Source organism: Burkholderia sp. JKS000303, assembly GCF_002563755.1.
GTDB lineage: Bacteria > Pseudomonadota > Gammaproteobacteria > Burkholderiales > Burkholderiaceae > Burkholderia > Burkholderia anthina_B.
In genome coordinates, this window is record NZ_PDBZ01000001.1 from 1,991,191 (window position 1) to 2,004,947 (window position 13,757).

Annotated in this window: 14 protein-coding genes and 1 tRNA gene; 2 read left to right on the forward strand and 13 right to left on the reverse strand. The window is 65.6% G+C overall.

The features are described from left to right. Window positions 1–112: 112 nt before the first annotated feature. The 7 genes from pth to BX604_RS09695 all read right to left on the reverse strand — a co-directional run bounded on the left by pth (window position 113) and on the right by BX604_RS09695 (window position 6,091). Window positions 113–712, reverse strand: a complete 600-nt coding sequence (gene pth, locus BX604_RS09665) for an aminoacyl-tRNA hydrolase (protein ID WP_096507367.1) — start codon at window positions 710–712, stop codon at window positions 113–115. Between the two features lie 120 nt (window positions 713–832). After that, window positions 833–1,438: a 50S ribosomal protein L25/general stress protein Ctc gene (locus tag BX604_RS09670; protein WP_098550549.1), complete on the reverse strand. Its 606-nt coding sequence runs from the start codon at window positions 1,436–1,438 to the stop codon at window positions 833–835. Between the two features lie 163 nt (window positions 1,439–1,601). Beyond that, entirely contained in the window at window positions 1,602–2,564 is a 963-nt protein-coding gene (locus BX604_RS09675; RefSeq protein WP_059233164.1) for a ribose-phosphate pyrophosphokinase, read from the reverse strand. Window positions 2,565–2,608: 44 nt separating this feature from the next. After that, window positions 2,609–2,685, reverse strand: a tRNA-Gln gene (locus BX604_RS09680). 53 nt (window positions 2,686–2,738) lie between these two features. Further along, complete coding sequence (gene ispE / locus BX604_RS09685) at window positions 2,739–3,620, reverse strand: 4-(cytidine 5'-diphospho)-2-C-methyl-D-erythritol kinase (protein ID WP_098550550.1); 882 nt, start codon at window positions 3,618–3,620, stop codon at window positions 2,739–2,741. A gap of 27 nt (window positions 3,621–3,647) precedes the next feature. Further along, complete coding sequence (gene lolB, locus BX604_RS09690; protein ID WP_098550551.1) at window positions 3,648–4,268, reverse strand: lipoprotein insertase outer membrane protein LolB; 621 nt, start codon at window positions 4,266–4,268, stop codon at window positions 3,648–3,650. Then, window positions 4,268–6,091 (reverse strand): tetratricopeptide repeat protein, encoded by a 1,824-nt coding sequence (locus BX604_RS09695; RefSeq protein ID WP_098550552.1) that lies wholly within the window; start codon window positions 6,089–6,091, stop codon window positions 4,268–4,270. The genes lolB and BX604_RS09695 overlap by 1 nt, the downstream gene beginning before the upstream one ends. Window positions 6,092–6,177: 86 nt before the next feature. On the opposite strand from BX604_RS09695, the gene mutM reads away from it, so the two are divergent. Both mutM and mutY read left to right on the forward strand, forming a co-directional pair. After that, the gene (gene mutM / locus BX604_RS09700) at window positions 6,178–7,005 is read left to right on the forward strand and encodes a bifunctional DNA-formamidopyrimidine glycosylase/DNA-(apurinic or apyrimidinic site) lyase (protein ID WP_098550553.1); all 828 of its coding nucleotides are present in this window, start codon (window positions 6,178–6,180) and stop codon (window positions 7,003–7,005) included. Between the two features lie 36 nt (window positions 7,006–7,041). Then, complete coding sequence (mutY, locus tag BX604_RS09705) at window positions 7,042–8,142, forward strand: A/G-specific adenine glycosylase (protein WP_098550554.1); 1,101 nt, start codon at window positions 7,042–7,044, stop codon at window positions 8,140–8,142. Window positions 8,143–8,253: 111 nt separating this feature from the next. Here the strand turns inward: mutY and BX604_RS09710 are convergent, their stop codons facing one another. The 6 genes from BX604_RS09710 to BX604_RS09735 form a co-directional block, all read right to left on the reverse strand. Then, a complete protein-coding gene (locus tag BX604_RS09710; RefSeq protein ID WP_098550555.1) occupies window positions 8,254–8,889 on the reverse strand; it encodes an LON peptidase substrate-binding domain-containing protein in 636 nt (211 codons plus the stop codon). Window positions 8,890–8,916: 27 nt separating this feature from the next. After that, entirely contained in the window at window positions 8,917–9,825 is a 909-nt protein-coding gene (gene rapZ, locus BX604_RS09715) for an RNase adapter RapZ (RefSeq protein WP_096507360.1), read from the reverse strand. Between the two features lie 75 nt (window positions 9,826–9,900). Beyond that, entirely contained in the window at window positions 9,901–10,869 is a 969-nt protein-coding gene (gene hprK, locus BX604_RS09720; protein WP_006483133.1) for an HPr(Ser) kinase/phosphatase, read from the reverse strand. Between the two features lie 129 nt (window positions 10,870–10,998). Next, a complete protein-coding gene (locus tag BX604_RS09725; RefSeq protein WP_059451610.1) occupies window positions 10,999–11,511 on the reverse strand; it encodes a PTS sugar transporter subunit IIA in 513 nt (170 codons plus the stop codon). 195 nt (window positions 11,512–11,706) lie between these two features. Further along, the gene (hpf, locus tag BX604_RS09730; RefSeq protein ID WP_006477786.1) at window positions 11,707–12,066 is read right to left on the reverse strand and encodes a ribosome hibernation-promoting factor, HPF/YfiA family; all 360 of its coding nucleotides are present in this window, start codon (window positions 12,064–12,066) and stop codon (window positions 11,707–11,709) included. 159 nt (window positions 12,067–12,225) lie between these two features. Next, complete coding sequence (locus BX604_RS09735) at window positions 12,226–13,731, reverse strand: RNA polymerase factor sigma-54 (protein WP_098550556.1); 1,506 nt, start codon at window positions 13,729–13,731, stop codon at window positions 12,226–12,228. Between the last annotated feature and the right edge of the window lie 26 nt (window positions 13,732–13,757).

Genomic DNA, 13,757 nt, shown 5'->3' on the forward strand with positions numbered 1-13,757 from the left:
GCAAAACGACGAGATTACCGCATGTGGACGTTGCAGTGCGCAATTGCGTGGGAAGGGGCGGCCGCCCGGCGCAGCCGGACGGCATGATGCGCCATGCCGGTGCGATGCGCGTTCAGTTGCGATGCAGCTGCATCGTTGCGCGGTCGAGTTCGCCTTTGACCACCATCGGCATCACGGCGAGCGCGCGTTCGATCGACGCGTCGATCACGTCCTGCTCCTCGCGGCGCGGCGGCTTCAGCACGAAGTTCGCGACGTCGGGCTTCGCGCCGGCGCGCGCGCCTTCCGGAATCAGGTCGCGCGGATGGCCGATGCCGATCCGCAGCCGCCAGTACTGCTGAGACGACAGGTGCGCGGAAATGTCCTTGAGGCCGTTGTGGCCGCCGCTGCCGCCGCCGAGCTTCAGCTTCACGGTGCCGGGCGGCAGATCGAGCTCGTCGTGGGCGACGAGAATCTGGTCGGGCAGGATCTTGAAGAAACTCGCGAGCGCGACGACCGACTGGCCGGAGCGGTTCATGTAGGTTTGCGGCTCGAGCAGGTGGACTTCCTCGCCGTGCAGGCGCGCTTTCGCGTAGAAGCCGTGGAAGCGGCGCTCGTCGCGCAGCGTCGTGCCTGCTTCGCGGGCGAGCTGGTCGATCAGCCAGAAGCCGGCGTTGTGGCGCGTCGCGGTGTATTCCGCCCCGGGATTGCCGAGGCCGACGATCAGTTTGATCATGACGTTTCGTGGGCGGCAAGGGCCGCCTGGGCGCAGAAAAAGAAAAACCCGCCGGGCAAGCCGCGGCGGGTTGCGTCGACCGTTTCGTGAAACGGATCGAACGGGCGCATAGGCGACCGCTTAGGCAGCCGGCGTTTCGCCTTCTGCTGCGTCCGACACGGCACCAGCCGGGATCGTCGCCGATGCGACAACCGGGTTTTCCGCGTCGACGTGCGCGACCAGCGCGACGCCCTTCGGCAGCGTGATGTCCTTCGCGTGCAGCGATTGACCCGCTTCGATCTTCGACAGATCGACTTCGAGGAACTCCGGCAGGTCAGCCGGCAGGCACTCGATTTCGATTTCCGTCGCGACGTGCGAAACGATCGCGCTCGACAGCTTCACGGCCGGGCTGACTTCAGCGTTCAGGAAGTGCAGCGGTGCCTTCGTGTGCAGCTTCTTCTTCGCGTCAACGCGCTGGAAGTCAACGTGCAGCACCAGTTGCTTGAACGGGTGGTATTGCACGTCGCGCAGCAGAACTTGTTGCGCTTGACCAGCCACTTCGAGGTCGAGGATCGACGAGTGGAAGGCTTCCTTCTTCAGGGCGTGCCACAGCGCGTTGTGATCGAGTTCGATCTTTTGCGGGGCTGCTTCGCCACCGTAGACGATACCCGTGGTCTTACCAGCGTTGCGCAGGCGGCGGCTCGCACCCGTACCTTGCTCTTGGCGCTCGAAAGCGACGACTTTCATGTGATTCTCCAATAGCTGCCCGCGACCAGGCAGTAAAACGGGGCCGGCGAAATGGCGGCCCCCGATGAAGCGGACGGGGTTTCGTCTATCCCGTCCGATTGTGCAAAAAGCGAAACGTTGCCGCTTCGCTTTCTGCGCATTACTTTGTCGTGTCGTTCCGCGATCAGGATTCCGCGAACAGCGACATCACCGAATCGCCGCGGCGGATCCGCGAGAACGTTTCGGCCAGCAGGCTCGCGCTCGTCAGCGAGCGGATCTTCGAGCAGGCCAGCGATTCGGCCGACAGCGGGATCGTATCGGTGACGACCAGCTCGTCGAGTGCCGATGCAGCGATACGATCGGCGGCGCCACCCGACAGCACCGGGTGCGTCGCGTAGGCAAACACCTGCTTCGCGCCGCGATCCTTCAGCACTTGTGCCGCCTTGCAGAGCGTGCCTGCCGTATCGACCATGTCGTCCATGATCACGCAGGTACGGCCTTCGACTTCACCGATGATGTTCATCACTTCGGCGATGTTCGCCTTCGGACGACGCTTGTCGATGATCGCGAGGTCGCAGTTGAGCTGCTTCGCGAGTGCACGGGCACGCACCACGCCGCCGACGTCCGGGGACACGACGAGCAGATCCGAGTAGTTCTGCTTGCGCAGGTCACCCAGCAGGATCGGCGTTGCGTAGATGTTGTCGACCGGAATGTCGAAGAAGCCTTGAATCTGGTCGGCGTGCAGATCCATCGTGATGATCCGCTCGACGCCGGCGATTTCCAGCATGTTCGCGATGACCTTCGCCGAGATCGCGACACGCGCCGAACGCGGGCGACGGTCCTGGCGGGCATAGCCGAAGTAGGGGATGGCAGCAGTGATCCGGCCAGCGGATGCGCGCTTGAGCGCATCGACCATGATCATCAGTTCCATCAGATTGTCATTCGTCGGCGCGCACGTGGATTGCAGGACGAAGACGTCCTTGCCGCGCACGTTTTCCTGAATCTCGACCTGGATCTCGCCGTCGGAGAACCGGCTGACCATGGCTTTGCCAAGGGGGATTCCAAGGATATTGACGACTTCCTGGGCGAGCGCGGGATTCGCGTTGCCAGTAAAGACCATCAAGCCATCATGGCTGTGGCTGCTCATCGTGCACCTGCTTCAGGCTTAGGCGGGAAATGCGGGAAAATTTTTGGCAGGGGAGGAAGGACTCGAACCCTCGCATGCCGGAATCAAAATCCGGTGCCTTGACCAACTTGGCGACTCCCCTACACTTAACTGATAACTTTACCGGAGTTGTAGGCCATCCGATAAAGCAAAACTTCATGACGCGAAAGCGAAGAGCGGATGTTCGTTCAAGCTCTCGGCAACTGCACCGTTCCAACCGGTGGGCAACTTGGCTTTCGCCGCTTCTGCCTCATGTTTGCTGCGAAACGCTGCAAACACACTTGCTCCGGAGCCTGTCATCCTCGCGGGGGTCACATTATACAACCATTTGACCACCTGCGCAACTTCCACGTACTTACTTGCTACAACTTCCTGCATATCGTTCCGGCCGAAACTGTCTGGCCATCCCGCATCGCTGTTTTGCTGAGCAAGAAAGTCAGCAATTGTGACTGGCTTCGTATCCCTTGTCAACAATTTATCTGAAAAAATTTCAGCGGTAGGGACATGAACTCGCGGCGTCACAACCAGGAACCAGCGAGTCGGCAATTGTACCTCAGCTAATTCTTCCCCGATACCCTCTGCGAACGCATTTTTTCCAAAAACAAAAAACGGGACGTCTGCGCCGAGTTTCACCGCGAGCGATTGCAGCTCCGTGCGCGGCAGGTCGAGTTGCCACAGGCGGTTCAGCGCGAGCAGCGTCGTCGCCGCGTCGGAGCTGCCGCCGCCGAGGCCCGCACCCATCGGCAGGCGCTTGTCGATTTCGATGTCGACGCCGGCCGCGGTGCCCGTGTGGGCTTTCAGCAGGTTCGCCGCGCGCACGACGAGATCGCTTTCCTCGGGCACGCCCGGCACGTCCGTGACGCGGGCGACGCGACCGTCGTCGCGCAGCGTGAAGTGCAGCGTATCGCCCCAGTTCAGCAACTGGAACACGCTCTGCAGATCGTGATAGCCGTTCGGACGACGGCCGGTGATGTGCAGGAACAGGTTGAGTTTCGCGGGCGCGAGGCAATTGCGCAGCGAGCGGGTCGAATCGGTCATGCGTATGTCGGGGCTAGGTTCGCGTGCTTACTGGTCGAGCACGAGCTTGATGTCGAGCGGCGGAGTCGCGCGCACGAGGTTGACGCGTTTGACGCCGGTGGCCGGCGCATCCGCGTAGGCGAGGTAGTCGATCGTCCAGCCGTCCTGGCGAATCTGCTTGACGCGCGTCGCGTCGGCCGGGTCGCGCACCGTCTGCGCGGGCGTCGCGGGCGCGGGCGTCGGCAGCAGCCAGTAGCGCAGGCCGGCCAGCGGCAGCGAGAAGCCGAGCGCTTTCTGCATCAGCTCGCCGACGTCCGTCGCGTATTGCGGCTGGCGATTCGGCAGCTCGAGCGACGCGGCCTGCGGCGTCGATTTCACGATCGCGAGCGTCTGGCCGAGCGGGCTGCGCAATTCGAGCGATACGTCGTCGCCGTGCTCCTGCCAGTCGAAGTTGCCGTACACGTTCTGCTGCCTGCCGAGGCGGTCGTCGTACTGCACCGCGAAGCGGCCGTGGTACGCATGCGTTGCGGCCGTCTGCAGCACGGCGCCCGACGGCGCATTCGCCGACGGCGGCGTGCTCGCGCAGCCGGCAAGCGCGAGCGCCGCACCGGCCGCGGCCAGCGTGCGCAGCGCGCGGGAAGACGGGGAAAGCATCGGGAACATCCGCATCAGAGGCTGTTGATCTGGAAGCGCTTGAGCGTCTGCACGAGCGTGTCGTTGTCGGGCTCGAGCTTCTGCGCGGCACGCCATGCGGCGCGCGCGTCGTCCTGCGCGCCGCTCTTCCACAGCACTTCGCCGAGGTGCGCGCCGATCTCGGCGTTCGGCTGCAGGTCGTACGCCTGCCGCAGGATCTTCGCCGCGCCGGCCGTGTCGCCCATCCGGTACTTCACCCAGCCGAGGCTGTCCATGATGTACGCATCGTTCGGTGCGAGCGACATGGCCTTGTCGATCAGCTTGCTGGCCTCGGGCAGGCGCTGGTTGCGGTCGGCCAGCGAATAGCCGAGCGCGTTGTACGCCTGCGGATTGTCGGGCTGCGTGCGGATCAGTTCGCGCAGCTGCTTTTCCATCGTCGTGTAGTGGCCGGTCTTCTCGGCCGCCATCGCGTAGTCGTAGCGCAGGTCGGGATCGTCCGGGAAGTCCTGCACCGCCTGCGCGAGCCGCGCCTCGGCTTCCGGATAGCGCTTCGCGGTGAACAGGATCGACGCGTCGGTGCGTGCGACGACCGCGGCATCGCGCGGATCGCTGATCGGCAGGTCGTCGAGCACCTTGCGCGCTTCGTCGGTCTTGCCCTGTTTCTGCAGCAGCTGCGCGCGCGTGATCTGCGCGGGCAGGTAGTGCTGGCTCGTCTGGTCGACCTTGTCGAGCCATTGCGACGCCTGCGCGTCGTTGTTCTGCTCGATCGCGATCTGCGCGAGATAGATGTAGCCCTGGCCGACGTCGAGGTTCGGCTGCTTGTCGCCGAGCTGCACGTACTGCTTCAGGTACGCGCTCGCATCGTCGAGCTTCTTCTGCTGGATCTTGATCAGCGCGAGCGCCATCAGCGGCGTCGGATCCTTCGAGTCGAGCTTGTGCATCGTCTCGAACTGCTTCTGCGCGTCGTCCAGGCGATCGTCGGCGAGATAGAGCTGCGACAGCGCGAGCCGCGCGTCGCGCGATTTCGGATTCTGCTGAACATATTTCTCGAACGACGCGATGCCGGCCGCACGCTCCGCGGGGCCCATCTGCGACAGCATCAGCGCCGCCGGCAGGTAGTCCGGGCGGATCTGCAGCGCCTGCTTCAGCGACTGCGCGGCGCCGTCCTTGTCGTCGACCGCGAGCTGCTGCCGCGCGATCGCGAGCTGCGCCTCGGGCCGGTTCATGTCGTTCTTCAGCATGTCCTTCAGCACCGCGAGGCCGCCGACGCGGTCGGAGCCGCGCACCAGCAGCGCCTGCAGCGCGAGGATCGCGGGGCCGCGCGTTTCGCCGGTCGCGCGGGCCAGCTCGCGCGCGAGCATCGGTTCTGCGTCGGCCGGCTTGCCGGCGAGCACGAGCAGCGCGGCGTCGACCTGCGACGCGCGGTTCGAATCGGGGGCGTACTGGCGCCACAGGGACGCCGCGGACAGTGCATCGGCCGGGCTCTGCGCGCCGAGCGCGATCTCGGTCGCGCGTTGCGCCATGCGCGGATCGTGGGTGTCGCGGGCGAGTGCGAGATAGGTCTGGTAGGCCGGCGCGGGCTGGTTGCGCTGGAGCGCGACCTCGGCAGCCAGTACCTGATAGACGATCTGGCTCGTCAGCGGGACGCCGGGGAGATCCTTCTTCTCGTCCGGCATCACGTGCTCGAACGCGCCCTGCGAATCCGCGTCGTCCGATGCCGGATCCTGCGCGTGAGCCGGGAAGGCGGAGAGGGTCCAGGCGGCGAACAGCGCGGCGCCGAGCGCGCGGCGGACCGGGAACGCACGCGCGCCACGCTCGGCGGCGGGGCGCTTCAGAAGCAGCTTCGAGGGCAGGGTCATGGAAATCCGTTCGATGTTTCAACCGATTGTAACGCGCTCGCTACAATACACGCACGATAGTGAATCCAGCCTCAGACCCGCAAAATATGCCAGAGTTGCCAGAAGTCGAAGTCACGCGCCGGGGCATCGAGCCCTTTGTCGCAGGTCGCCGCGTCCAGCGTGTCGACGTCCGTACCGCGATGCTGCGCTGGCCCGTGCCGGCGGGGCTCGCGGAGCAACTGCGCGCGCGCGAGGTGCTCGCGGTCGAGCGCCGCGGCAAGTACCTGCTGTTCGAGGTCGACGCGGGCTGGTTCATCGTCCATCTCGGGATGACGGGCACGTTGCGCGTGCTGCCCGCGGCCGGCGTGCCGGTTGCCGCCAAACACGACCATATCGACTGGATTTTCGACGAATTCGTGCTGCGGTTTCGCGATCCGCGCCGTTTCGGTGCCGTGCTGTGGCACCCGCGCGAAGCGGGCGACGTCCATTCGCATCCGCTGCTCGCGAGCCTCGGCGTCGAGCCGTTTTCGCCCGCGTTCACCGGCGCGCTGCTGCACGCGCGCACGCGCGGTCGCACGGTGTCGGTCAAGCAGGCGCTGCTCGCGGGCGACATGGTCGTCGGCGTCGGCAACATCTATGCGTCCGAGAGCCTGTTTCGCGCCGGCATCCGGCCGACGACGGCCGCCGGCAAGGTATCGTTGCCGCGCTACGAGCGGCTGGCCGACGCCGTCCGGGCGACGCTCGCCGACGCAATCGAGCGCGGCGGCAGCACGCTGCGCGACTTCGTCGGCAGCAACGGCGAAAGCGGGTATTTCCAGCTCGACTGCTTCGTCTACGATCGCGCGGGCCTGCCGTGCCGCGTCTGCGGCACGCCGATCCGGCAGATCGTCCAGGGTCAGCGTTCCACCTATTACTGCCCGACCTGCCAGCGCTGAACCGCGCGTTGAAACCTTTTTCACAGATTCGAACACTTGAAGCCGCCTCGCACCGCCCCCGCCCCATACCCCGTCACGCCGCTGCACGGCACGTTCGCCTCGCGCCTCGTCGCGTGGCAGCGCGTGCACGGCCGCCACGACCTGCCGTGGCAGAACACCCGCGATCCGTACCGGATCTGGTTGTCGGAAATCATGCTGCAGCAGACGCAGGTATCGACCGTCATTCCGTACTACGCGCGCTTTCTCGAACGCTTCCCGACCGTCGTCGCGCTGGCCGACGCGCCGGCCGACGACGTGATGGCGCTGTGGGCCGGCCTCGGCTACTACTCGCGCGCCCGTAACCTGCATCGCTGCGCGCAGGTGGTCGCCGCCGAGCATGGCGGCGTATTCCCGTCGACGCCCGACGCGCTCGCCGAACTGCCCGGCATCGGCCGCTCGACGGCCGCGGCGATCGCGTCGTTCGCATACGGTGCGCGCGCGACGATTCTCGACGGCAACGTGAAGCGCGTGCTCGCCCGGGTGTTCGGCGTCGAAGGCTTTCCGGGCGAGAAGCGCGTCGAGAACGACATGTGGGCGCTTGCCGAATCGCTGCTGCCGGATGCCGCGAACCCGGCTGACGTGAGCGCGTACACGCAGGGGCTGATGGATCTCGGCGCGACGCTGTGCATGCGCGGCAAGCCGGATTGCACGCGTTGTCCGTTCGCGGGCGACTGCGTCGCGCAATCGACGGGACGGCAGCGCGAACTGCCTGCCGCGCGGCCGAAGAAGGCGGTGCCGACCCGCAAGACCTGGATGCTCGTGCTGCGCGACGGCGATGCCGTGCTGCTCGAGCGGCGGCCGCCGGCCGGCATCTGGGGCGGGCTGTGGTGCCTGCCGCAGGCCGACGGCGACGCCGCGCTCGCGGAACTCGCCCGCGGCTTCGGCGGTGGCGGCCCGGTGCCGCTCGCGCCGTTCACGCACACGTTCACGCATTTCCGGCTCGAGATCGAGCCGCGGCTGAGCGACATGACGGCCGGCGGACTGCCGCTCGCGCAGGATGCCGAAACGGCGTGGGTGCCGCTGAGCAGGCTCGACGCGTACGGGGTGCCGGCGCCCGTGCGCAAGCTGCTCGATGCACTGAGCGGGCCGCTGCTGTAACGAGAGGGGTGGTGCGCGGCACGGGCCGCGCGCGCTGCAAAACGCCGGGTTTTCAACCCGGCCGATGCGCTGCGCGGGAGGCCGTCACGAAGCGATGCGCGATGGGTGTGCTTACAGCCACCCGTGCCGGTCGAGCACGTGGTGGACGGCGTCGATGCGCGCACCGACGTCCGGAAACTCCATCAGCTTCTGCCGCGCGCGGAGGTCGAGCGGCAGCAGTTCGGCGAGGCGGTTCGACACCCAGCTCGGATCGTCGAGACGGAACGGTTCGCCGAACGGCATCTTGCCCGGTTCCGATTTCTTCAACGCTTCGATGATGCGCTCGAGCACCTCGGCGCACGAGCCGAATTGCGCGAGCGCCTGTTCGCCTTCGAGCGGGATGTCGTCGGGCAGCGGCTCCGCGATGCCGACCAGCAGCCCGTTGCCTTCGACGCGATGCGACAGCAGCTCGAAGCGCTGCGTGCCGATAGTCTGCAGGAACAGCATCCCGAATTCGCCGGTGTCGCACTCGGTGATGCGTGCCATGCAGCCGATGGTCTCGGGCACCGAGACGGCGCCGTCCTGGGCCACTTCGGGGCCGCTCTTCAGCAGGCACACGCCGAACGGCGCGTCATCGCGCAGGCAGGCCCGGGCCATGTCGAGATAGCGCGCCTCGAACACCTTGAGCGGCAGCCAGCCACCGGGGAACAGCACCGTGTGCAGCGGAAACAGCGGCAGGTCGATCAGGGTGGTCGATAGGGTAGACATGGCGCGCCGGCGAAAGGGCGGGGGTCGCTAAGGTCGGTCGACCTCGGTGACGAGCCGCGACGACGCGTCGACATCCACGGGCGCGTCACGATGCCGCACGATCACGTTCGCCTCGGGCGCGAGGCGCGCGGCGAGCGTTTCCGCGATGAACACCGAGCGATGCTGCCCGCCCGTGCAGCCAATGGCGACGGTCAGGTAGCTGCGGTTGTCTTCGCGAAAGTGCGGCAGCCATTTCATCAGGAACGCATGGATGTCGTCGATCATCTGGTGGACGATCGGCAGTGCGTCGAGAAAGGCGATGACCGGCTGGTCGAGCCCGGTGAGCGGGCGCAACTCATGGTCGTAGTACGGATTCGGCAGCGCGCGTACGTCGAACATCAGGTCGGCGTCGAGCGGCACGCCGCGCTTGAAGCCGAACGACTCGAACATCACCATCAGGTCGTTGTTCTTCTGCTCGATGAAGCGCTTGACCCACGTGCGCAGCACGTTTGCACGCAGCGTGCTGGTATCGATCTGGTGACCGAATTCGGCGAGCGGCGCGACGAGATCGCGTTCGCGCTCGATCGCTTCCTCGAGCGACGACAGCAGACCGACGTTCGCATCGTGCGACGGCGAGCCGGACAGCGGGTGGCGCCGGCGCGTTTCGGAGAAGCGCTGGATCAGTGCCTGCGTGCTCGCGTTCAGGAACAGCACGCGGACGTCGTGCTCGAGCGACAGCGCGCGGATCAGGCCGGGCATTTCGTCGAGCGACGCGCTCGAGCGCGCATCGATCGCGACCGCGAGCCGGTGCTGGCCTGCCTCGGCGAGGTAGCGGGCGAGTTCGGGGAGCACGTGCGGCGGCAGGTTGTCGACGCAGTAATAGCCTGCGTCTTCGAGCGCGTTCAGCGCGACGGATTTGCCTGAGCCGGAGATGCCGGTGATGAGGACGATGCGCATGGGAAGCAGAGAATCCTGACGTTTCATCATAGCACCGGCTCGACGCGTCGGCGCTGCGTGGCCGGCGCGGGGGAATTACACGAGCTTGCCGGGGAACTGACTGTCGGGATCTTGCATCGCGAGTCGTTGCCGATCCATGAAATCGCGCAACGTGTCGATTCCACGCAACTGCAGGATCGTGTTCCGCACGGCTGCCTCGACGAGCACCGCGAGGTTGCGGCCGGCCGCCACCTGGATCGTCACCTTGCTGATCGGCAAACCGAGCACGTCGACGGTCTGGCTTTCCAGCGGCAGGCGCTGGAATTCGCCGTCCGGGCGGCGTACGAGCTGGACGATCAGCTTCAGCTTCATTTTCCGACGCACGGCGGTTTCGCCGAAGATCGTCTTGATGTCGAGCAGGCCGAGGCCGCGCACTTCGAGCAGGTTCTGCAGCAGCGGCGGGCAGCGGCCTTCGACGAAATCGGGGCCAAGTCGGACGAAATCGACCGCGTCGTCGGCGACGAGGCCGTGGCCGCGGCTGATCAGTTCGAGGCCGAGTTCGCTCTTGCCGAGACCGGAGTCGCCGGTGAGCAGCACGCCCATCCCGAGGATGTCGAGGAACACGCCGTGCAGCGTCGCACGCGGCGCGAGGATGCGCGACATGTAGAGCCGCAGGCTGTCGATCACGGCCGCAGCCGACATCGGCGTCGTGAACAGCGGGGTGGACGAGCGCGTGCAGCGCAGCACGAGTTCGGGCGGCGCTGCGGCGCCGCCGGCGACGACGAGGAACGGCGGCTCGAGCGCGATCAGCTCGGCCATGTGGCGCGAGCGGTCTTCGTCGGTCTGCCGCTGGTAGTAGTCGATTTCGGCTTCGCCGAGCACCTGGATCCGGTTCGGGTGGATCAGGTTCAAGTGGCCGACGAGGTCGGCGCTCGACGTGGCGTTGCCGACGGTGTCGGCCGAAAAACCGCGCTCCCAGCCTTCATGCCCCGTCAGCCAGCTCAGCTTCAGCGTGGCTGCGTTGTCGTCGAAGATGCTCTGGGCGTTGATGCTGGACGTATCCATGACTCTCGTCACTCCAATGAGCCGGTGCACGCGCGCGGCGACGGGCGTCGCCATGCGGGGCCGGCGCCGGGCAGCCGTGGACGGCGGCGCGTGCCGCCTCGTTCGGGAAAATATTCCGCCCGGATCAACTCAAGGTTGCCACTGAGTGAGCAGGCGATGCAACTCGGCGATATCCGTTTCGTTGTGCAGACGCTCGCGCGCGTCGCGATCGGACAGCAGTTGCGCGATTTCCGACAGGATCTCGAGGTGTTGCTGAGTGGCTTGCTCGGGGACGAGCAGGAAAATCAGGAGACCGACCGGCTGGCCGTCGGGCGCTTCGAACGGGATCGCATCGGCGAGCCGCACGAACGCGGCGAGCGGGTGCTTGAGCCCCTTGATGCGCCCGTGCGGAATCGCGACGCCTTCGCCGAGCCCGGTCGAGCCGAGGCGCTCGCGCGCGAACAGGTTGTCCGTGACGGTGCTGCGGGCGATGCCGTTCTGATTCTCGAAGATCAGCCCGGCTTGTTCAAAGACGCGTTTCTTGCTGGTGACGGAGAGGTCGATGACGACGTTCTCTATGGGCAGGATTTTGGCTAGGCGATTCATGTTGGCAGGCGATTGGGCGGCCTGGGGTCTCCTTGCGGCGGCAGACTGATTTTCCATGTTCGGCGATATCAAGGCGTTCGGTATCGGCAACCTGCAAGGCAGCTACCGCACCAACGCCCCCCGGCGATAACCGGAACATTATAGAGCACAGCCGCGCGCGTGGCGCAGCATGGACGGACCGGTCGCACCACTGCGTCGAAGCCACAAAAAAAACGCCCGGCGAACCGGGCGGCGTAGGTGTTGCAGTGACCGTTATTGCGGCGGCAGTTCGATCTGGTCGATCGACGGCTGCAGCTTGATCGGGTCGTGTGCGTGCGTTTGCAGACGCTCCATGTGCTTGACGACCTGGCGGTCCAGCTTGTCGATCAGCAGATCGATCGCAGCGTACAGGTTACCGTTCGCGCTTTCGACGAAGATGTCCTTGCCCTTCAGGTGCAGATTGATTTCCGCGCGCTGCTGCTTGTCCTTTTCCTTGTGGTTGTCGACCGAGAGGATCACAGTGCCATCGATCACCTGATCGCTATGGCGTAGCACCCGGTCCAGCTTGGTGATCACGTATTCGCGAATTGCAGGCGTGACTTCGAGATGATGTCCACTGATCTTCAGGTTCATAGTGCTTCTCCAAGCGAGTGACCACCCGGCCGCATCGAGGCGGCGCTCCGGTCGACTTGCCCCTGCCGCACGTAGCGGCAAATTCGCGGACAGGTCGCCCGGCCTGTTCCCCGTGTGCGCGGTGGCCGGAACACGCCTGCCACCGGGCAGGCAGCAGGCTTAAAGAGACTTGCGCAGATTCACTGCCGGGATTTTAAGGGCTTCGCGATACTTGGCGACCGTGCGGCGCGCAACCACGAAACCCTGTTCTGCCAGCAGCTCGGCAATGCGGCTGTCCGAAAGTGGCGATTTTGGGTCTTCAGCTCCTATCAGTTGCTTGATCAGGGCTCGGATGGCGGTCGACGAAGCGGCGCCTCCGGTGTCGGTCGAAACGTGTGATCCGAAGAAGTACTTAAATTCAAGCGTCCCGAACGGGGTCAGCATGTACTTGCCTGTTGTCACACGGCTGACAGTCGACTCGTGTAGGCCCAGCGTATCAGCTATTTCCCGCAAAACCAAGGGGCGCATGGCAATTTCACCGTGCGCAAAGAAATTCTTCTGACGCTCGACAATAGCCTGCGCGACACGCAGGATCGTGTCGAAGCGCTGCTGGATGTTCTTGATCAGCCAGCGTGCTTCCTGGAGCTGTTGTTTCAACGATCCGGCCGACGGGTCGCCGCGGCTGTTGCGCAGAATGTTCGCGTACAGGTTGTTGATCCGCAGGCGCGGCATCACTTCCGGATTGAGTTCCGCGAGCCAGCCCTGGCCGGACTTCTTCACCATGATGTCGGGCACGACGTAGTCGGCTTCGGCCTTGCCGTAGGCAGCGCCCGGGAACGGCTCCAGCGAGCGGATCAGCGCGTGCGCGTCGCGCAGCGCGTCGTCGCTCGCTTTCAAGTGCTTGCGCAGCCGCGTGAAATCGCGCGCGGCGAGCAGTTCGAGATGCTGCGACACGATTTCGAGCGCGAGCGTGCGGGTGGGGGACGGATCGAGGCGCAGCAACTGCAGCTTCAGGCACTCGGATGCCGAGCGCGCACCGACCCCGGCGGGGTCGAAGCTGTGCAGCAGCGCGAGCGCCGCGTTCAGTTCGTCGCAGTCGATTTCGAGTTCGGCCGGCAGATCGGCGAGCACTTCGTCGAGCGACGCGGTCAGGTAGCCGTCGTCGTCGAGCGATTCGATCAGGAACATCACGAGCGCGCGATCGCGCGGGCCCGCCTGCGTGACGCGCAGTTGCGCGGAGAGATGGTCGCGCAGCGACGTCGCGGCTTCCTGCACCTGCAGCGGCGGCAGGTCGTCGTCGTCCGACGCGCCGCTCGAGCGGCCGAACTCGTCGAGATTCCACTGCGGGCCGTCGTTGTTGTCGCCGGACGCGTAGCCGTCGTATTCGTCGGCGCCGGCCGGTTCGTCGCGCTCGGTGCGCTCGCCCGACTGGCTGCTGCCGTTCGTGGCGCCCGGTTCGGTGTTCTGCGCGGGGGGCGTTTGCGCGATCAGCGATCCATCCGCCGCGACACGCAGCGGACTCGCGATCCATTCGTCGTCGTTTTCGAGCAGCGGATTCTGCGCGACGGCCATCGCGACTTCCTGCTGCAGTTCGAGCGTCGACAACTGCAGAAGCCGGATCGACTGCTGTAGCTGCGGCGTCAGCGCCAAATGTTGCGACAGGCGGAGTTGAAGGCTGGCTTTCATGGCAGAGAGGGAGTCATACCGGCAGT